Annotated in this window: 19 protein-coding genes; 6 read left to right on the top strand and 13 right to left on the bottom strand. The window is 65.4% G+C overall.

Going from position 1 to position 19,342, the window contains the following annotated elements; genetic code table 11:
- Positions 1–3: 3 nt before the first annotated feature.
- The 6 genes from ACTXG5_RS16675 to ACTXG5_RS16650 form a co-directional block, all read right to left on the bottom strand.
- The gene (locus ACTXG5_RS16675) at positions 4–1,128 is read right to left on the bottom strand and encodes a bifunctional RNase H/acid phosphatase (protein ID WP_445159858.1); all 1,125 of its coding nucleotides are present in this window, start codon (positions 1,126–1,128) and stop codon (positions 4–6) included.
- Entirely contained in the window at positions 1,125–1,862 is a 738-nt protein-coding gene (locus ACTXG5_RS16670; protein ID WP_445159857.1) for a zinc ribbon domain-containing protein, read from the bottom strand. Before ACTXG5_RS16670 ends, ACTXG5_RS16675 begins: the two co-directional genes overlap by 4 nt.
- Positions 1,862–2,998, bottom strand: coding sequence for a Nif3-like dinuclear metal center hexameric protein (locus ACTXG5_RS16665; RefSeq protein ID WP_445159856.1), 1,137 nt, complete (start codon positions 2,996–2,998; stop codon positions 1,862–1,864). Before ACTXG5_RS16665 ends, ACTXG5_RS16670 begins: the two co-directional genes overlap by 1 nt.
- Positions 2,995–4,050 (bottom strand): Rv2231c family pyridoxal phosphate-dependent protein CobC, encoded by a 1,056-nt coding sequence (cobC, locus tag ACTXG5_RS16660; RefSeq protein WP_445159855.1) that lies wholly within the window; start codon positions 4,048–4,050, stop codon positions 2,995–2,997. The genes ACTXG5_RS16665 and cobC overlap by 4 nt, the downstream gene beginning before the upstream one ends.
- 51 nt (positions 4,051–4,101) lie before the next feature.
- Positions 4,102–4,866 (bottom strand): sensor domain-containing protein, encoded by a 765-nt coding sequence (locus ACTXG5_RS16655; RefSeq protein ID WP_445159854.1) that lies wholly within the window; start codon positions 4,864–4,866, stop codon positions 4,102–4,104.
- 103 nt (positions 4,867–4,969) lie between these two features.
- On the bottom strand, positions 4,970–5,821 hold the full coding sequence (locus ACTXG5_RS16650) for an alpha/beta hydrolase (protein ID WP_445159853.1): 852 nt from the start codon (positions 5,819–5,821) through the stop codon (positions 4,970–4,972).
- A 150-nt stretch (positions 5,822–5,971) separates the two neighbouring features.
- Between ACTXG5_RS16650 and ACTXG5_RS16645 the strand changes: the two genes are divergently transcribed.
- From ACTXG5_RS16645 to ACTXG5_RS16635, 3 genes are read left to right on the top strand one after another with little or no spacing between them, the layout of a single operon-like run.
- Positions 5,972–6,646 (top strand): HAD-IA family hydrolase, encoded by a 675-nt coding sequence (locus ACTXG5_RS16645; protein ID WP_445159852.1) that lies wholly within the window; start codon positions 5,972–5,974, stop codon positions 6,644–6,646.
- The gene (locus tag ACTXG5_RS16640) at positions 6,639–7,136 is read left to right on the top strand and encodes a low molecular weight protein-tyrosine-phosphatase (protein ID WP_445159851.1); all 498 of its coding nucleotides are present in this window, start codon (positions 6,639–6,641) and stop codon (positions 7,134–7,136) included. Before ACTXG5_RS16645 ends, ACTXG5_RS16640 begins: the two co-directional genes overlap by 8 nt.
- Before the next feature lie 11 nt (positions 7,137–7,147).
- The gene (locus tag ACTXG5_RS16635) at positions 7,148–7,963 is read left to right on the top strand and encodes an SURF1 family cytochrome oxidase biogenesis protein (RefSeq protein ID WP_445164455.1); all 816 of its coding nucleotides are present in this window, start codon (positions 7,148–7,150) and stop codon (positions 7,961–7,963) included.
- 70 nt (positions 7,964–8,033) lie between these two features.
- On the opposite strand, the gene ACTXG5_RS16630 is transcribed toward ACTXG5_RS16635, so the two are convergent.
- On the bottom strand, positions 8,034–8,987 hold the full coding sequence (locus ACTXG5_RS16630) for a cobalamin biosynthesis protein (RefSeq protein ID WP_445159850.1): 954 nt from the start codon (positions 8,985–8,987) through the stop codon (positions 8,034–8,036).
- A 53-nt stretch (positions 8,988–9,040) separates the two neighbouring features.
- On the opposite strand from ACTXG5_RS16630, the gene ACTXG5_RS16625 reads away from it, so the two are divergent.
- On the top strand, positions 9,041–9,856 hold the full coding sequence (locus tag ACTXG5_RS16625; RefSeq protein WP_445159849.1) for an oxygenase MpaB family protein: 816 nt from the start codon (positions 9,041–9,043) through the stop codon (positions 9,854–9,856).
- Between the two features lie 15 nt (positions 9,857–9,871).
- Positions 9,872–10,267 (top strand): VOC family protein, encoded by a 396-nt coding sequence (locus ACTXG5_RS16620; RefSeq protein WP_445159848.1) that lies wholly within the window; start codon positions 9,872–9,874, stop codon positions 10,265–10,267.
- A 55-nt stretch (positions 10,268–10,322) separates the two neighbouring features.
- On the opposite strand, the gene ACTXG5_RS16615 is transcribed toward ACTXG5_RS16620, so the two are convergent.
- Together ACTXG5_RS16615 and ACTXG5_RS16610 are read right to left on the bottom strand one after the other, a co-directional pair.
- The gene (locus ACTXG5_RS16615; RefSeq protein ID WP_445159847.1) at positions 10,323–10,856 is read right to left on the bottom strand and encodes a hypothetical protein; all 534 of its coding nucleotides are present in this window, start codon (positions 10,854–10,856) and stop codon (positions 10,323–10,325) included.
- Between the two features lie 69 nt (positions 10,857–10,925).
- A complete protein-coding gene (locus ACTXG5_RS16610) occupies positions 10,926–11,888 on the bottom strand; it encodes a nitrilase-related carbon-nitrogen hydrolase (RefSeq protein WP_445159846.1) in 963 nt (320 codons plus the stop codon).
- A 281-nt stretch (positions 11,889–12,169) separates the two neighbouring features.
- Here ACTXG5_RS16610 and ACTXG5_RS16605 point away from each other — a divergent pair, with 281 nt between their 5' ends.
- Entirely contained in the window at positions 12,170–12,664 is a 495-nt protein-coding gene (locus ACTXG5_RS16605; protein ID WP_445159845.1) for a MarR family winged helix-turn-helix transcriptional regulator, read from the top strand.
- A gap of 18 nt (positions 12,665–12,682) precedes the next feature.
- On the opposite strand, the gene ACTXG5_RS16600 is transcribed toward ACTXG5_RS16605, so the two are convergent.
- The 4 genes from ACTXG5_RS16600 to ACTXG5_RS16585 form a co-directional block, all read right to left on the bottom strand.
- A complete protein-coding gene (locus ACTXG5_RS16600) occupies positions 12,683–13,795 on the bottom strand; it encodes an epoxide hydrolase family protein (protein WP_445159844.1) in 1,113 nt (370 codons plus the stop codon).
- 58 nt (positions 13,796–13,853) lie between these two features.
- On the bottom strand, positions 13,854–14,645 hold the full coding sequence (locus tag ACTXG5_RS16595) for a DUF732 domain-containing protein (RefSeq protein ID WP_445159843.1): 792 nt from the start codon (positions 14,643–14,645) through the stop codon (positions 13,854–13,856).
- Positions 14,646–15,193: 548 nt separating this feature from the next.
- Entirely contained in the window at positions 15,194–17,068 is a 1,875-nt protein-coding gene (locus tag ACTXG5_RS16590) for a VOC family protein (protein ID WP_445159842.1), read from the bottom strand.
- A 171-nt stretch (positions 17,069–17,239) separates the two neighbouring features.
- Positions 17,240–19,147 (bottom strand): primary-amine oxidase, encoded by a 1,908-nt coding sequence (locus ACTXG5_RS16585; protein WP_445159841.1) that lies wholly within the window; start codon positions 19,145–19,147, stop codon positions 17,240–17,242.
- Positions 19,148–19,342 lie beyond the last annotated feature (195 nt).

The following is a 19,342-nucleotide window of genomic DNA, read 5'->3' as shown; positions in this document are numbered from 1 at the left end:
CGGCTAAAGATAGCCGGTCTGATTCACGAGTCGCACCGAAGATGCCCCGTCGGAATAGAACTCAGCGATGCTTAAGGATGCCAGGTCAAGATGCAATTTGTACAGGATGCCGGGCCCGGCGTCCAACGCCAGGCGTAACAACATCTTGATCGGCGTGACATGCGATACGACAAGCACCGTGGCGCCTTGGTAGGTGGCAATGATTCGTTCCCGCGCCCGGCACACCCGCTCGAGTACGGCATCGAAGCTCTCGCCGCCCGGCGGCTCCGTGGCGGTATCGCTGAGCCAGCGGGCATGTAATTCGGGATCGTGTTCGGCGGCCTCGGCGAACGTCAACCCCTCCCAGGCTCCGAAGTCGGTCTCGATCAAGTCGTCGTCCACGGTGACGTCCAGACCCAGCGCCTTGGCGGCTGCCGCGGCGGTGTCGTAGGCGCGTTGCAGTGGCGAGGAAACCACCGCGGCAATGCCGCCGCGCTCGGCCAGATACCGCGCCGCGGCTTGCGCCTGCTGGCGTCCCAAGTCGGTGAGCTCCGGGTTGCCGCGCCCCGAATAGCGGCGATGCACCGACAGCGCGGTCTGCCCGTGGCGCAGCAACAGTAACCTGGTCGGCGTGCCGCGAGCGCCGGTCCAGCCGGGCGGCGACAGGGTTTGTGTCGCACCAGTTTTCGCCGGTTCGGCGACCACCGGTTCGGCCACCGCCGGTTCGGAGCTCTCGTCACTGATCTCGGCGGCGGCGTCCATCGCTTCGTTGGCCAGCCGATCGGCATGCTTGTTGCGTTCGCGCGGAATCCACGCGTAGCTGATCCGGTCGAACCGCGCCCCCAGCTTGCGAGCCTGGGCATGTAACTCAATCAGCCCTGGGTGCTTGACTTTCCACCTGCCGGACATCTGCTCGACCACCAGCTTGGAATCCATGAAGACTTCAACCTCGGCGGCATCCAGCTTCATGGCGTCTTCCAGGCCGGCTATCAGTCCGCGGTATTCGGCGACGTTGTTGGTCGCGTGGCCGATGGCCTGCTTACTTTCGGCCAGCACGGTCGCGCGATCCTCGGTGAACACCACCGCGCCGTAGCCGGCGGGCCCGGGATTGCCGCGGGAGCCACCGTCGGCTTCGATGACCACCTTCACTGCCCGAACCCCTTGACCCGCAACAGGATCGCGCCGCATTCCGGGCAGCGCACCAGGTCGTCCTCGGGGGCCGCCGAGATGCGAGCAAGTTCGCCCTTGTCGATCTCGATCCGGCAGGAGCCGCAGCGATGCCCCAACAGCTGCCCAGCGCCGGGTCCTCCCCCGGCACGCTGTCGCTCGTAGAGGGCAGACAAATCGGGTGCCAGTGCCGCAGCCAGCGCCTCGCGTCGCGACGAATGAACCAGACGAGCCTCGTCGATCTCGGCGAGTGCAGCATCGAGGGCCTGCTGCGCCTCGGCCAGGTCGGCCTGCAGCGTCTCGATCGTGCCCAGCTCGGCAGTCAGCTGGCCCTGCAGCTCCTCACGGCGCTCCATGACTTCGAGCAGCGAATCTTCCAGGCTGCTCTGACGGCGCTGCAGGGTTTCCAGTTCGTGCTGTAGATCCCCCAGCTGCTTGGCGTCGGTGGCCCCCGACGTGAGCAACGATCGGTCGCGGTCTTCGCGCTGCCGCACCGCTTCGATCTCCGACTCGTACCGCGACACCTGAGCGTCCAAGTCCTGCAAAGCGATTCGCACGGCACCCAGCCGGTCATTGGCGGCGTCGTGTTCGCCTCGCATTCGATCGATGGCCTCGCGCTGCGGCAGACGGTTGGCTTGATGCGCCATCCGGGACAGCTCAGCATCCAGTTGGGACAACTCCAATAGTGAACGCTGCTGCGCTACTTCGGCTTTCATCACTGATCTCCACAGGTTGCGTCGCCAAGATTCCACGGGTCGGTGCGGGTGCTGGACACGCGCACCGGCAGCGCCGCCCCGAATCGGAACCGCAGCACCTCGGCGGCTTGTGCGCACCAGGGGAATTCGCTGGCCCAGTGCGCGACGTCGATCAGTGCCACCTCCGAGGCCCGGCCATGCTCGTCGGCCGGATGATGGCGCAGATCGGCCGTGACGTAGGCCTGCACGTCCGCACGAGCCGCGATGCTCAGCAGCGAATCCCCGGCACCGCCGCACACCGCGACCCGCGACACGGCCCTGTCGGGATCGCCCGCGGCGCGCACGCCCCAGGAGGTCTGCGGCAGCGCGGCACCGACACGGGAGACGAAGGCGCGCAACGTTTCGGGTTGCGGCAGCGTGCCGATACGGCCCAGTCCGGCGTCACCGGGCGGGGGTACCAGCGCGAAGATGTCGAATGCGGGTTCTTCGTACGGGTGGGCGGCGCGCATCGCTGCCAACACACGCGCCCGGGCCCGCGCGGGTGCGATGACCTCGAACCGGTCCTCGTCCACGCGCTCCACGGTTCCGACGCTGCCCACCGCGGGTGTCGCCCCGTCGTGCGGCAGGAACTGCCCGATGCCGCTGACGCTCCAACTGCAGTGCGAGTAGTCGCCGATGTGGCCGGCGCCGGCCTCGAACACGGCGGCCTGCACCGCTGCCGTGTTCTCCCGCGGCACATAGATCACCCACTTGTCGAGATCGGCTGTGTCCGAAAGCGGTTCGAGCACTGATTCGACGGTGAGGCCAAGCGTGTGCGCCAGCGCGTCAGAAACACCGGGCGATGCCGAGTCGGCGTTGGTGTGTGCGGTGAACAGGGAGCGCCCGGTCCGGATCAACCGGTGCACCAGCGCGCCCTTGGGCGTGCTGGCCGCAACCGTATCGACCCCGCGCAGCAGCAACGGGTGATGAGCCAACAGCAGGCCCGCCTCGGGGACTTCGTCGACGACCGCCGCCGTGGCATCGACGGCAACCGTGACCGAGTCCAGTACGTCGTTGGGGTCGCCGCACACCAGGCCAACCGAATCCCACGATTGGGCCAGCCGTGGCGGGTAGGCCTCGTCGAGTACCTCGATGACCTCGGATAGCCGCACGCTCACCGGTGCCTCCCGTTGTTCGAGACGGGCATGGCCTCCGCGATGGCTTGAACCAGCAGCGGCCACTCCCGGCGCACCGCGGCTCGGAGATAGCTCTCGTCCAGGCCGACGAACGTGTCACAGCGGCGCACGGCAATCCCCTTGTCGTGCAGGCTGTTCCGCAGCCGAACGGCATCGGGGCGGCGGAACAGCACGAACGGGGCCTGGCCGTCGACCACGTCGGCGCCCACCGATGCCAGGCCGACGACCATCTCGTTGCGCAATTGGCCCAGCCGCGCCGCATCGGCCGCCGCTTCGGCGACCGCGTCAGCGGCACAGCAGGCGGCGATGGCCGTCAATTGCAGCGTGCCCACCGGCCAGTGCGCGCGCTGGGCAGTCAACCGCGCCAACACCTCTGGCGCGCCAAGGGCGTAGCCCACTCGCAATCCGGCCAGCGCCCACGACTTGGTCAGGCTGCGCAGCACCAGCACGTCGGGCAGCGAATCACCGGCCAACGACTCCGGCTCCCCGGGAACCGAATCCGCGAACGCCTCGTCGACCACCAGGATGCGCCCGGGCCGGCGCAACGCGAGGAGCTGCTCGCGGCGATGCAGCACCGAGGTGGGGTTGGTCGGATTGCCCACCACGACGAGGTCGGCGTCCTCGGGCACATCAGCGTCGTCGAGGCCAAAGGGCGCGTCGAGCACGACGTGGTGCACCAGCACTCCGGCGGCGCTCAGCGCCACGGCCGGCTCGGTGAACGAGGGCGCGATGATCGCCGCCCGTGCCGGCCGCAGGTTGGGCAGCAACGCGAACCCCTCTGCCGCCCCGGCCAGCGGCAGCACCTCGTCGCGCGCCCGGCCGTGCCGCTGTGCGGCCGCGTCCTGTGCCCGGTGCAGGTCCTCGACGCTGGGGTAGCACGCCAGGTCCGGCAGCCGCGCGGCCAGCCGCTGGATCAGCCACTGCGGTGGGTGCGCGTGACGCACGTTGACGGCGAAGTCCAGCATGCCGGGCGCGACGGCCTGGTCACCGTGATAGCGCGCGGCGGCAAGCACGCTCGGGTCCAGACTCGCCATCCGTGAAACACTAGTGCGCCACTACCAGGCCCGTTCACGGCCCGGGTGAGGCTACTGCTGCTTGTCGATCTTGCCGGCGATCTGGGCTGCGACCTTGACGCCAAAGTCCGCCGGGTCCTTGCGCAGCAGGACGACATCGACCACAACGTTGTTGCGCACCGTCAGCGCCCGCTGGGACGTGAGGACCATCGGGGTGGGCTGGCCACTCATGCTCATGGTCGTCGTCTGCGTAACGCTCAAGATTCCGTTGGCGTTGGAGAACGGGCCGATCTTGTATGTCGTCTGCGTGCCGTCCGGGGTGGCGGGCTCGGCGATTTCACGGTCCGCACAGGCAGGCCAGCGCTGGGCGGACGTTCCGAAGAAGTCATTCGCCTCCTTGGCGGAGGGGAACAACACCACCACCTGGCCCAGCATGATGTCCTGGTCGTTATTCAGGGAGGTGGTGTCCATGTCGCCGCTCACCGCGGTGTTGCCGCTGCCCGCGTAGACGGGGGCAGTGGCGGGACCCTTGGCGTAGACGCACTCGTCGGGAAATTTCCACCCCGGCGCTCCCGGCGTACTAGTCGAGTCGTCCTGCAGCTTGTCGATCTTTTCCTTGCTCACCGACCCGGTGACGCCCAGCACGCCGTCGACCTCCGCCGGCGTGAGCAACAGATTCGACAGCGCGGCCTGCGCGATCGGAGGCTTCGATGACGCCGACGTGGTCGTCGTGGTGCTCGTGGCCGACGCGGCGGGGCCGCTCCCCTTGCTGCCGCCGCACGCAGCGATCGACATCCCGACAGCAACGACGGCGACTCCGACTATCAATCGGCGCATGCGTTTTTCACCCTTCAGAGCCCCGTGGTCAACGGAGCATAGCCCGGGCGCGCCGCGCCAGCAGCAAATGATCGGCGACCCCCAAAAGTGACCGCAGCGCGAATCAGGTGAAGCGCTGAATGAACGTCACGGCGACGTCGGCGACCTCTTTCCACCCGCTGTCGATGACCAGGGAGTGGCCTCGGCCGGCAATTCGCTCGATCTCGGTCACGCCCGGATTGTGCTTGGACTGGAGCTTGAAGGTGGCCTCGGTGATCGCCAGCGGGATCGTGTGGTCGTTCTCCCCCGCGATGATCAGCAGCGGACCGCGGTCGGGATTCTTGGAGTCCACCCGGGTCTCGCTGGCCGGATTGAAGTTAGACACCGCCGCCTGAAACAGCGGCAAGCCGGGCGCCGGGACGTGGAAGGTCTCGTGCAGCTCCCTGGCCTCGGCTTCGTCAAGGTTGTTGGCCCAGCCGTACTTGAACTGATCGAAGGTCAGCGCGACTGCCTTGCCGTAATTGGTGGGATTGCTCAAGACCGGGAACGACGACTTCAGCGACGAGATCGGCAGCGGCAGAATCCCTCTGAACGGGGCGTTGTCGATCGACACGGTTGCCACGGACGCGCCGGAGCCCGCGATTTTCTGCGCTATCAATCCGCCGAAGGAGTGACCGACGACCGCGGGTTTCTTCGCCAGCCGCTTGATAGCATCCAGATAGTGATCGGTGACGGCCTGAACCTTTTTGTGTGCGAACACTTCTGGATGGTCGAACGCCTCCGTCACAGTGGCCGGATCGTCGGGCCAGCCTGGGGCTATGGTCGTGTAGCCGTTGGCTTCGAACAGGTCGCGCCAGCGTTGCCAGCTGCTGGAGAGCAGCCACAGACCATGCACGAAAACCACCGGGGTTAGCCCAGAGGCATTGGCTCTTTCGATCTCCGCCTCTTCCCAGGCCGTGACGGTACTGGTGGTCATGGTGATTCCTTCCGAAGTGTCAGGCGCTGGCAAAACGGTATGCAACGAAACCTGTTGCCCGCCAGACTAAGAATCCCCAGGAAGCGAACTGAGCGCATGTCCAGCCAGACCCTTCATGCCTCGCAATACCCCATCAACGACAATGGTGAGGTGACAGGAGCAGTTTCAGCCGATGGACTGGCGCCCCAGCTGGTGATCTTCGATCTCGACGGCACCCTGACCGACTCCGCCGAAGGGATCGTTACCAGCTTCGTACACGCGCTCAGCCACATCGGCGCCCCGGTCCCCGAGGGCGACCTGGCTGCCCGGATCGTCGGCCCGCCGATGGACGAAACGTTCCAGACGATGGGCCTTGGCGAGCATGCCGACGCGGCGTTCACGGCGTTCCGGGCCGAGTACGGCGCCCGGGGTTGGGCGATGAACAGCCTGTTCGACGGGATCGAGCCGCTGCTGGCCGATCTGCGCGCTGCAGGAGTCCGGCTGGCCGTGGCCACCTCGAAGTTGGAGCCGACGGCGCGACGCATCCTCGCCCACTTCGGGCTCGACCAGCATTTCGAGGTCATCGCCGGCGCCTGCCCGGACAGCTCCCGCAGGAGTAAGGAAGAAGTGCTGGCGCACGCGCTGACCCAGCTAGAGCCGCTGCCCGAGCGGGTGCTCATGGTCGGCGACCGCAGCCACGACGTCGACGGGGCGGCCGCACACGGTATCGACACCGTCGTGGTCGGCTGGGGGTACGGCCAGGCCGATTTCCCCGACGGCTTCGCCACGATCGGCGTCACACACGCCGCGACCATGTCCGAGCTGCGGAGGGCGCTGGGTGTCTGACTCGAATCCTCTGCACGTGACCTTCGTCTGCACCGGCAACATCTGCCGCTCGCCGATGGCCGAGAAAATGTTCGCCCACCAGCTGGCCCAGCGTGGACTTGGTGACGCGGTGCGCGTGACCAGTGCGGGCACCGGGAACTGGCATGTCGGCAACTGCGCCGACGAGCGGGCAGCCCGGGTGCTGCGTACCCACGGCTACTCCACCGACCACCTCGCCGCGCAGGTCGACGACGACCACCTGGGCGCCGACCTGGTGGTCGCCTTGGGCCGCAACCACCTTCGAATCTTGCAGCAGCTGGGCGTCGACGACGATCGAATGAGGATGCTGCGTTCGTTCGACCCGCGCTCGGCCGCCTACGCCCTCGACGTCGAGGATCCCTACTACGGCGACCATGCCGACTTCGAAGAGGTGTTGGCCGTCATCGAGGCCGCGTTGCCCGGCCTGCACGACTGGGTCGACGAGCAACTAGCGCACAACGGACACGGTTGATGCGTCGTTTCCTGGCAAGGCTGGCGTTCCTGCTGCGACCGGGCTGGATAGCGCTGATCCTGGTGGTCATCGCCTTCACATACCTGTGCTTTATGGTGCTCGCGCCGTGGCAGCTGGGAAAGAACGCCCGCACGTCGCGGGAGAACCAGCAGATCGAGAACTCCCTCAACACCGCACCGGTTCCGTTGAAAACCTTGCTGCCGCAGCAGGATTCGTCGGCATCGAACGCGCAGTGGCGCAGGGTGACCGCGACCGGGCACTATCTGCCCGACATCGAGGTACTGGCCCGCTTGCGAGTCGTCGAGGGAAATCAGGCTTTTGAGGTGCTGGCCCCATTTGTCGTCGACGACGGGCCGACGGTTCTCGTCGATCGTGGTTACGTACGCCCGGAGCCCGGCTCGCACGTCCCGCCGGTTCCCCGCCCGCCGCAAGAAACGGTAACCGTCACGGCACGGCTGCGAGACTCCGAGCCGGCCGTTCACGACAAGGAACCATTCTCCAGAGATGGTTTCCAGCAAGTGTATTCGATCAACACCGAGCAGGTATCGGTGCTGACCAAGGTCTCGCTGACCGGGTCCTATCTGCAACTGGTCGAAAACCAGCCGGGCGGGCTCGGCGTGATCGACGTGCCACACCTCGACGCCGGCCCGTTCCTGTCCTACGGCATCCAGTGGATTTCGTTCGGCATTCTGGCGCCGATCGGACTGGGCTATTTCGCCTACTCCGAGATCCGCGCCCGCCGTCAACACAAACAGCAGGCGTCGTCGGCCGAAACCCCGATGACCGTCGAGGAGAAACTCGACGACCGCTACGGCCGCCGCCGTTGAGTGTGCGCTGAGGACTTTCAGAGTGCGCTGACGGCGGGAAAACCGCGATTATCGCGCCCTACCTGCACACTCAACGCCGCCAGTGCACACTCGATAGCCCGGCCAGTAGCGCGGCGGTCGCGAGCTGCACCATCCGCGACAGGGCCACCGCGCGGCGCAGATCGGCCACGGTGGGTTGCCGGCCGTCGCCGAGAGTAGGGCGAATCTGCAGCTCGTGCTGATACTGCGTGGGCCCACCCAGTCGCACGCCCAGCGCCCCGGCGAAGGCCGCCTCGACGACCCCGGCGTTGGGACTGGGATGACGGGCCGCGTCGCGGCGCCAGGCTCCCGCCGCGCCCGACGGCGATCCGCCGACCAGCGGTGCGCAGAGAACCACCAGCGCCGCGGTCATCCGGGCAGCGACATAGTTGGACAGATCATCCAATCGTGCTGCGGCCCAACCGAATCGGATATAGCGCGGCGAGCGGTGGCCGATCATCGCGTCCAGCGTGTTGATAGCGCGGTATACCAGCACAGCGGGCACCCCGCCCGCCGTCGCCCACAGCAGCGGCGCCACCTGGGCGTCGGAGGTGTTCTCGGCGACGGATTCCAGCGCCGCCCGGGTCAGCCCTGAACCATCTAGCCGGGCCGGATCGCGTCCACACAACGACGGCAGCAGTCGCCGCGCGGCCTCGATGTCGTCGCGGTCGAGCAGCTTCGCCATTTCCAGGCCCGTGCGCGCCAACGACGTTCCGCCCAGCGCCACCCAGGTGGCCGTGGCGGTGGCGGCGATCGACCAGAACGGGCCCCGGCGGGCCGCGGACCGCTGCACCGCCGTGCCGAGTACTCCCACCGTGCCGACCGCGAGGCTGACGTGCAGCGCGCCGGCGATCTTGGCGTCGCGGTAGGTGAATCCCTCCAGCTCGGCGGCCGCTTGGCCGAATACCGCGACCGGATGCCCCGTGCCGGGGTCACTCAGCGCGAGGTCGGTCAGATAGCCGATCAGCACGCCGACGATTCGGGCGTGCCGTGGCGTCTCAAACACTCCGGCAGCGTCTCATAAGTGGTCTACTCGATCCTATGGGGCAGGAGGCGGCAGTGAAGCGGCCCGTGACCCGGGTCGCGGACCTGCTCAACGCGGCGGCGCCGCTCCTGCCTGCCGCGAACGTGATCATGCAGCTGTCCTTGCCGGGCGTCGGTTACGGCGTTGTGGAAAGCCCGGTGAATAGCGGCAACGTCTACAAGCACCCGTTCAAACGAGCCCGCACCACCGGCACCTACCTCGCGGTGGCGACCATCGGAACCGAGTCCGACCGGGCGCTGATCCGCGATGCCGTCGACGTCGCACACCGCCAGGTCCGGTCCACGTCGTCCAGCCCGGTCTCCTACAACGCCTTCGACCCAAAGTTGCAGCTGTGGGTGGCCGCCTGCCTGTATCGCTACTTCGTCGACCAGCACGAGTTTCTGCATGGCCCGCTCGACGAGGCCAGCGCCGACGCGGTCTATCGCGACGCCAAGCGGCTGGGCACCACCCTGCAGGTGCCCGAGCGCCTGTGGCCGCGCGACCGGGTCGCGTTCGACGAGTACTGGAAGCGTTCGCTCGACGACCTGCACATCGACCAGCCGGTACGCGAGCATCTGCGCGGCGTGGCTGCCCTGGTGTTTTTGCCGTGGCCGCTGCGAGCGCTGGCAGGTCCGCTCAACCTGTTCGCGACGACGGGTTTCTTGGCCCCGGAGTTTCGGTCGCTGATGCAGCTGGACTGGTCGAAGCGTCAGCAGCGCCGGTTCGAATGGCTGGTGTCTGCCCTGCGGCTGGCCGATCTGGTGATTCCGCACCGCGCGTGGATCTTCGGCTATCAGCTTTACCTGTGGGACATGCGCTTTCGAGCGCGCCGCGGCTGGCGCATCGTCTAGGGATAGAGTCGGCACATGACCTTCCCTGCACTCAACCATGTCGCGGTCACGGTGCGTGACATCGACGTCAGCGGTCCTTGGTACCGCAACCTTCTCGGCGCCGATCCCATGCTTGACGAACACACCGACGCCGGTTTCCGGCATCAGGTGTGGCTGCTCGACGGCGGCACGGTATTCGGCATCCATCAGCATGACCACGGGGCACCCGACGAGGAATTCAGCGAACATCGCGTCGGCCTGGACCATGTCGGTTTCGGCTGCGCCAACCGCGGCGAGCTGGAGAACTGGGTCGCGCGGCTGAACGACCTCGGGATCACGCACGGCGGCGTCGTGGACGCGCCCTACGGCTCGGGCCTGAGTTTCCGCGACCCCGACGGCATCGCGTTGGAGTTCTTCGCCCCGCCCGGCTGACACTCGGCGGCGGACATTGACGGACGTAGTCGCAGGTTGCGTCACGCGGTCGACGTCATCCCGCGCGGCGGTAGGTCATAGTCCAGACCGCCTCGGAGTCGGGGTGATACTCGTTGCCCTCCCAGGGATCCCCACAGATGTGCAGATGTGCGTACGGCGTGCCGGCGTACATGATCATCGTGCCCGCGTCGCGCATCGCGGTGGACAGGCCGGTGGCCTCGGCGGTGAACGGCCACATGAGCATCCAGTGCGGTCCGATGGGAATCAGCGGGCTCGTGCGGTCGAACGGGTCGGTATAGCTGTGCTGCACAGCACCGTTGAGCATGTAGATCAGACCCGGTGATGTGTTGGTGGGCTTCGGTTTTCCAGCCCAGGCATCCATGATCCATTGCATGCCCATCTCATCGGCACACATGTCGGCTTTTGCGATCTCGACGCCAGGCATACACGTCCAACCGTTGGTGCCCTCGCGGAGCACAGTGATGTTGCCGTCGGCGTCCATGTCGATGACTTTTGCGCCGGCACGAATTGCCGGTGGGCCTGATTTCAGCGCGCGTGCGATCCGAGCTTCGGTGATGACGTCATACATGGCAGGTCCTCTCGCTGGCCATCGTTTCGTGCATTTCGGTTAGGTGAAGTTCCCGGAGACTCGTTGTGGTCACCATTCGGTTCGGCCGAAAACCGCTGCAGCCGTGGCCCGTTCACGCATATGAGCGGCCGGTGTGTGATCGACCAACAAGGTGAGCAGCTCCGGGCGGCTGTAGTGTCCGCGGGAGTCCATCTTCGCCTTACGCCGGTCAATCTCTGAGAAGTCGAGGTCGGCGATGACCTCACCTTCGCCGGAGCGCAGCGGCTCGCCAATGATCTCGCCTTGCGGCGAAACGATCGCCGTGAAGCACCCTCCGGAGATGAAATCGACGGGGGCGCCGGTGTCCTTTCCGATCTGTGCCCGTTGGTCTGCATCGAGCCACCCTGTCGCGTTCACCACGAAGCAGCCGGATTCCAGCGCGTGATTGCGGACACTGACCTCGATCTGCCGGGCAAAGAGATCACCGGCGAACGACCCGGGCCACATGGCGGAGTGGATCTGTTCCCCGTCGGCCATCATCACGTACCGCGCCAGCGGGTTGTAATGCTCCCAGCACGTCAGTTGGCCGATGCGTGCGACCGCGCTGTCCACGGCCCGAAGACCGGAGCCGTCGCCCTGCCCCCAGATCATGCGCTCGGCGAACGTCGGCGTCGTCTTGCGGCGACGCTGGATCAAGCTGCCGTCGGCGTCAAACAGCAGCTGCGTGTTATAGATGGTGCTGCCGTCCCGCTCATTGACGCCGATGGACACCACAATTCCCGCCTGAGCGCAGGCATCCCCGATGGCATGGGTCGCCTCCGAAGGAACAGTCACCGACTGGTCGAGCAAAAGCAGTTGTTGGTCGGCTAGTTCAATGGGCCGCTGCAAGGTGGAGAAGTACGGGTAATACGGCACGATCGCCTCGGGGAAGGTGGCGAACTGCACACCTTGGTGACCAAGCGCGATGATCTTCTCGACAACCTTTTCCACCGTTCCCTGACGGCTGTAGAGCACCGGACTCATTTGAACGGCTGCGGCTTTGACGATTGTCATCTCGATATCCCTTCGCGTTGGACGAGACGCCGTTGAGCCCTCTTCGCGTGGTACATCGACACGATCAAGTTGTCGGCGTTGTCATTTGCAAAACCTGGCCTCGGCAGCGCCGAGGCTTAATGGCTGGTACTGCACGGCTTTCGGAATGAGCTATCGCCAACCGACCGTCGCGTAGGTGAAAGAACCACCGCCATCCAAGTACAACTATTTACTAGTAAATAGTGTGCTATTAGTTAGCCTACTATTAATTAGTCGGCTAATCAAGAGTGTACGATCGCGCTATGAGCAAAGGAGTCGCTGCGGACATTGATCCGCTCTCGCTGGAACGCCAGGTATGCTTCGCGCTGGCCGTCACCAACCGGGCGGTGCTCGCGGTGTACCGGCCGTTGCTCGAGCCGCTCGGGTTGACCCATCCGCAATATCTCGTGATGCTCGCCCTGTGGGACGAGGCCAAAGCCGGCGGGGAGCCGCTGACGGTCAAGGACATCGCTAGGTTGTTGCAGTTGGATTCGGCCACGCTCTCGCCGATGCTCAAACGGCTCCAGACGCAGGGCCTGATCACCCGCTCACGCAGCGCGGCCGACGAGCGCACCACTCAGGTGGAGCTGACGGCCGAAGGCCGCAATCTGCGACGGCGGGCGCTGAAAGTTCCCCCGACGGTAGTTGAGCGCCTCGGCGTCGAGCTGGCCGAGCTCGAGCATCTGCGCGAGGTGCTCACCAGTATCAACATCGCCGCGCTGGCCGCCGGTGCGCTCGACTCGGAGCTGGACCGCTGAGACCTCCCGGCTGAGGACTTAGCGGACGGTGGCGAAAAACGCGCGGACGTCGTCGACGAACAACTCCGGTTGTTCGAACGCGGCGAAGTGACCACCGCGCGGCATGTCGGTCCAGTGCGTGATGTTGTAGTTCGGCTCGCACCAGTTCCGCGGTGACTTCAGCAACTCACCGGGGAAAGCGGCGACGCCGGTAGGCAATTCGACCCGATCCCCCCCACGCCAGACCCGGAAGCTCTCCCAGTACAGGCGAGCCGACGAGGCGGCGGTGCCGGTCACCCAGTACACCATCACGTTGTCGAGGAGCTCGTCTCGGCTAACAGCGTTCTCGGGGTGCCCATCGCAATCGGCCCAGTCCCAGAACTTCTCGACGATCCAGGCCAGCTGTCCGACCGGTGAATCGGCCAGACCGTAACCCAGCGTCTGGGGTCGGGTGGACTGCTGTTTGGAATAGCCGGTGCCCCATTTACGGTGGTTGGCCAGAGCCGCCAAGGCCGCCTTCTCGGCCTCGGTCGGATTGTCCAGATTTCCCGGCGCGCCGATCGGCATGTTCAGGTGAATCCCCGCGCAGTGCCCGCCGTTTCGGCCGATCTGCGTGGTGACCGCCGCACCCCAGTCGCCGCCCTGGGCGCCGTAGCTTTGATAGCCAAGACGAAGCATCAGCTGCTCCCAGGCCTCGGCGATCTTTTCCACTCCCCACCCGGTGCGGGCGGGCTTGCCGGAGAAGCCGTAACCGGGAAGCGACGGACACACGACGTGAAAGGCGTCCTCGGCGCGTCCGGAGGCAGGATTGGTCAGCGGCTCAATCACCTTGTGGAACTCCACAATTGAGCCCGGCCAGCCATGCGTGATCACCAGCGGGAACGCGTCCTCGTGTGGGGATCGCTGGTGAATGAAATGAATGTCCAGCCCGTCGATTTCGGTGATGAACTGGTCGAAGCGGTTGAGCGCGGCCTCACGAGACCGCCAGTCGTATTCGTTCGCCCAGTAGTCAGCGAGCTCGCGGGTGTAAGCCAGCGGAATGCCCTGACTCCAGTCGTCCACGCATTCGGCTTCCGGCCATCGGGTGCGCGCTAGACGCGACCGCAGATCATCGAGTACGTCGTCGGGAACGTCGATTCGAAATGGCTTCACCCGTTCATAGTGCCGCCGCGGATGAACCCGCCGACAGCCGCCCCATCTCGGTGCCAGCTCAGGGTGCGAGCTTGACGTACCCCGGCGCCATCGGTGGCGAAGGCGGCGAGGGTGGCGGCGGCAACTGTTGAGGAGGAGGCGGCGGCGGCTGTTGCGGAGGCGGCGGCTGTTGCGGCGGAGGCGCAGGCAGCTGTTGAAGAGGCGCCGGCAACTGTTGCGGTAACGGCCGCTGTGGTCGAGGCGGTGCCGCGATCGGCAGCGGTGGTGTCTGGAGGTGCACCAACGGCGGTGGTTCCGGAATCGCCGGCGGATTCGGATCGGCGATCCCTGCGGGCGGAACCGCGCCGATCAGTGTGGCGGGCGCTGTCCCATGCACCTCAAAACCCGAAGGGCGAATGCCATCGGCCGCCCGGCCCGTCGACTCATTCCATCCCGCTTTGGGACGGGTGACGAGGACCGCGAGCTTGGCTTTGTTGTATGGGCAGTAGGCCCCCACTGCCGCAACGAGGAATCGCCCTTCGGTGCGTGCGAGGCGGCCGGGGGCGATTTGGCGCTGGGTCGGATCAGTGTTCACCGCATAGTCGACCAGCGCGTCCACGACGCGGTTCGCCGGCATGCCGGTATCCAGTGCGTGACACACCTTGTGAGCTGTGTCGACGAGGCTTGGCACGCCTTCGACGGCGGGGATGCCTTCGTCAGCGAGCAGTGCCAGGAATTGGTTGTCGTCGTTTGAGTCAGCTGCTGCTGCGCCGCCGCGCAAAATTGCAGCGCCACTCAGCAACACAATGGCGGTTGCCACAACACCCGCGTAGCTGGTGATGCCGGTAAATCTGGAGGTGCCAGCAAACATCACAGGACTTCCGTTCTGCAAGAGCCCGTCCCGTACGGACTTCGGATAATCGGAACTCGCCACGGTCGCTGACGCACACCACGTTGAGACGCCCTAGCACGGCGGCCGGATCCGTCTCTCTCACGAGACATCGACAGTGGGCGTCGCCCGCGCAGACGCCGGTGCTCAATTCTTGGGACGCTCTGCCGGGCAAACGGGGACGCTGGGTGAAGTAAACCTCGCCCATCCCAACACATCCCAGCAGCCGCAGGTTGCCGGGACCAGCAATTAGATCGCCGCGGTATGACGGCATATCAAAATCGTACTGCCGGCGTTCTGTGTCGGGTGGCCGTTATCCGACCAGCGGAAGACGTCTTCCGGATTGTGAAACATCAACTAAAGGAGGTCACTCGACGCAGTATCGAGCGGGCCGCCAGCACGCTATGACAGTAGTTACAGCACAGTCGATTTCGACTCCAGCAGCGACGGGCAGACTACTGCCAACGCCGTTGATGCCGAGTCAGATGGCGCGTACGGTGAGACGCGTCACCACGCATCGTCGAGGAGTACTAGTAGTTGTTGTATTCGGAGAAGACGACCGCGTTGCCTTCGCTATCGGTCGCGAGCAGAGTCAAGTAGTTTCCCTCGTCGTCGGTTCCGCCCCTCGAATTGATGGATGGGATCACCGGAAATGTCGATCCCATCGACTCGAGCCGGTCGTGCGTATCCTCGACCGAGTTGATGACCAAGCTGGCGGAGCTGTTGGCCCGCCCGGGCTGGGCGCCCTCCGCGGGATCCGCGGCATAGATACCAAATACGGACTTGATACCCCAGAAGCCGTACCAGGATTCGTCAGAGTACGGCTTCCCGAAGCTCATCGTGTCGCCGTAGGAGCTCCGTGCGGCTTCGAGATCAGGCTCCGGTGTTTCGACGTAGTCCAAGTTCTGCACCTCACCCGTGGGGTGGTGCAGCTTGGTGATGAACGTTTCGGACAGTTGCATGCCGCCCTCGGCGCCCTGTTCGAAGACATGCGTCACGAAGGCGACTTGCTTGAAGGGATGCTCACCCTGACCCGAAAGCTCTCGCTGGTAAGTCACGATCGCGCCTGCGCCGAAGCGCTTGGCGCGCAGCGACCGGATGGACATGGTTGCGGCCAGACCGGACGTCGAGCGATCGTACTGATTCCAGTTCGCGGCAAAACCGTCACGGATGCCGTTTGGGCCGCGATCAATGCCGCGGGTGTTGAGCCGGCTGCTGTCGAACCACCGGCTGTCGTTCCCGATGCCCGCGGCCATGACGGCGCGTTCATCGGTTTGCAGCCAAGCGCTTTCGAGCTCTTGGACCGCGGCGACGGCGCCCGCAGGCGTGCCATCCTCCGCCTGCACCGAGGCCGGGCCCGGCGCGGGATAGGCACCGACGGGGTAGACCCGTTGCACGAGCACGAAGACGTTTCCGGCAGGGTCGCTTCCAACCGCGTAAAGGTCAGAGCCTCGATTGCGAATCTTGGTGAGAAACCCGGTGCCCGCGACCTCAAGGTGCGCAACGGTTTTGGCGAGATCGTCCACATAAAACGTGCTGTATCCGTTCGGCAGGCCCGGCCGGATCGGCGCGAATCCGTCGAGGCCGGTGTTGTCGAGGACCAGGCGCGGGCCGCCCATGTCGAACGCGGCGTATGTCGGAGTCTGGACCTCCGGTTCCCCAACGAACGTTGAGTAGAACCGGACAGCGCGCGCGAGATCTTTTACCGGATAGGTGAAGTCGTAGCGAAAGCTCGCCGTGCCCGACTTCGCCGGCATCTTGGCCACCGGGTCGTAGGCGAGCCACCAAGAGTCCGACTCGTGCGAGAGCTTCCAGCAACCGCCCACTTTCACGAACGCCTGCAGGATCAGGCCACGGTTGCCGTAGGCCCAATCGCTGACATGGTGGGCGATGCTCGTCGTCTCACCGGAGACCAGATCGGCCCAATAGAGCGCCGTGGCGGTCTGGCCTCGGACGGAGATTTCGGCGCGACGGATGGTCATGTTCGCCGAGCGCGTGTGACCGTCCGGAGCGAGCTCCAGGAAGCCCCACTCGTTCGGCAACCCCTGCGCCACCTGCTGCGGGCCGGACTGGATACCGTCGGACCACCAGGTCGACCGCGTCACGTCCGAGGTAACTCGATCCACGTATGCCGCCGCATCAGCACCGATCCACGACTGGTGCAATGCCACGACGGTGTCCATGACGTGCCGAACGTCCGGGTTCGAAGCGTCTCCGGCGACGAGCTCGGATGGGTCAAAAGTGACCTTGCCTGCCGCGCCCGGCGGCGGCGCCACTGTCGGGCAGGATCCAGACTCAGCCGGCTTGAGCTGCTGCCACCATGGCCGGGAGGCCGAACACCCGACGAGCGTTGTCGCGAGCACGAACACAGCCACGAGCACGCGACGCAGCACGCTTTTCCACACTCGCTTATTCAAACGCGCTGGTGGGATGGTTGGGGGCGAACGAGCCATATCGCTGGGGATCTCGGGCAGGTACGGCCCCGGCGATCTCACACTGGGCGACCCGTCAACCGCGAACGGTCCGCACCCAATCCACGCGTCTCATCGTCAGCGCCCCCGAAGCAGCTTCGCCGCTCACCCGCCCGCATTCAATGCTGGGTTGCGGTCGAAGAAACCTTGCGGCTTGAGCCTGAAGCCCGCGTAGTCGACGGGCATCACGGGCCAATCCTCCGGACGCGGGAAGTGCGTCAGCCCGAAGGTGTGCCACACGACGATGTCCTCGCCGTCGATGTCACGGTCGCCTCCGGTAAAAGCAGGTAATCCCGCACCGCCGGGATGCTGGTTGACGAACTGGCCCGCCGGATATCGTTCCGCTGGATCGTATTTCGTTACCCATAAGTGCTTGGTCGCGAACGCGGCCCGACCTGCGATCGAGCTGGACGGGTCGGCGAGCAGTACCGGCTGCCCCTCGGGATACAGTGCATAACCCACGTCCTGGCCCAGGCGGTTCTGCTTGGTCGGGTTGGTGATGTGCCACACCCGCGCCTTGAGGTTGTCCGCCACCCGCATCGCCTCCGACTCACGGGTGAGCTTGGTCTTCCGGGCGCGGAACGCATTGCCCCAAGGGTTGTCCGGGCCGACCGGCACAGGCACCGCATCGACCTCCTCGACGACGTTGACGTTGCCGTCGACAGCCATGTCCAAACGCGCCGAGAACAGGTGCTGGTGGAACGGTGCACCGAGCCCCGGCGCAATCTCGGTGGCGAAGCCGTCGGGACCCCGATACGCCGACGTGAATACGACACCGGTCGCCTTCGCTTCGAGCTGGATCGTCCCGTCAAGGTAGAGGTGCCAGTAGAACCCGTAGTCGTAGTTGCCGATGGTCAAGAAAAATGAAATCACCAACCGCCGAGACCGACGGGTCTCGGCCATGCCGTTGAATATGTCGGTGTGCTTCCACAACACGCCGAAGTCTTCTTCGTGCAGACAGATCGCGTTCTTCAGCACCCTCGGCTCGCCCCGCTCGTCGGCGATAGTCACGTCGAAATACTTGATCTCCCCGAGGCAGTCACAGCCCAGCGCGAGCGAGTTCGTGTAGCGGCCGAACAGGTACTCACCCTGGTCGAAGTAGTTCTGCCAGTACCGCACCGGCGACGGGTCGGCATAGGGCACCACCATCTCGGCAATTGATGCCCGATAAACGACCGGCCGCTGGCCAATCGAAATCTGATGGAGGGTCAGCCCTTCGCGGACGTCAAAGCTGAATCGGAATGTCCAATCCGCCCATTTGATTTGGTTGCCGTCAACCGAGAAGCTCGGGCCTTCGGGCTGAGTGATCTCGATGGGCTTCAAATCGGTACGCGCTAGCACGGCATGGGGTTCGGCGTCCCACTCCCCCCGTTCGGCCGGCACCGCAAGGTCGAATTCGTCGATCACCTTCGTCACGCGGCGCGCGGTGAGATCGACGTAGGCCACCACCCCGTCGACGGGATGCGCCCAAGGCAGGTCGGCGTCGTCGCACTGATAGAAGGCGAGCACGCGCACTACGCGCCTGCCCACCTCGTCTTCGTGACCGAACACGCCGGCCGACAACGGAACCCCGCGGACGTCCCGCGGGTTCAGCCCCCGCTTGCGCATCGCATCCAGCCATGCGGAGCTTTCAAGCAGGAAAGCCTCGATGTCCTCGAACTCCTCGTCGAGGATTGGTACGTGGCCCTCGGTCCCGGCGTCGATCGACTGCTGTGCCACCACCCGGTCCTCGGTGATCGACACCAAAAGGTCGGTGCCGAGGCCGGTTGCCCTGTCCAGCAACAGGACTCGGGCGCAGCGATCGATCGGGTCGCCAGGCGAGAAGGCGAGCACCACGTCTTTATGCGGTTCGTCGAGCCCGAGGTAGACGAACCGGACGCTCTCGCCCAACAGGCCGTATCCGTCGATGATGTGTCGGACCGTGCGAATCTCGTCGGCGGTCAACGGGACCAGTGGATGATCCACGGTTGCCCACCCGGCCTTGGTCTGTGAGTGGGTGCTTACGGTGCCCATTTTCACTCCTGCTGGCGTATGCGATCGTCTCCCAGTGCGACACACGTCGTGAGCGCACTTTGGTGAATGGCCAGAGCTGCTCGGCGATTGCTCGCACCTTCGTCGTGACGGAGCCCTTCCCTACCCGCCGCGATGGCCACTCAAAAACCCATGCTAGTCGGCGAATGGCGGCAGCACCTTCGGCCAAGATTTCAG

It is taken from the genome of Mycobacterium sp. Dal123C01 (genome assembly GCF_052566995.1).
Note: the sequence above shows the minus strand (reverse complement) of the source record. Positions and strands in the feature narration are given on the sequence as shown.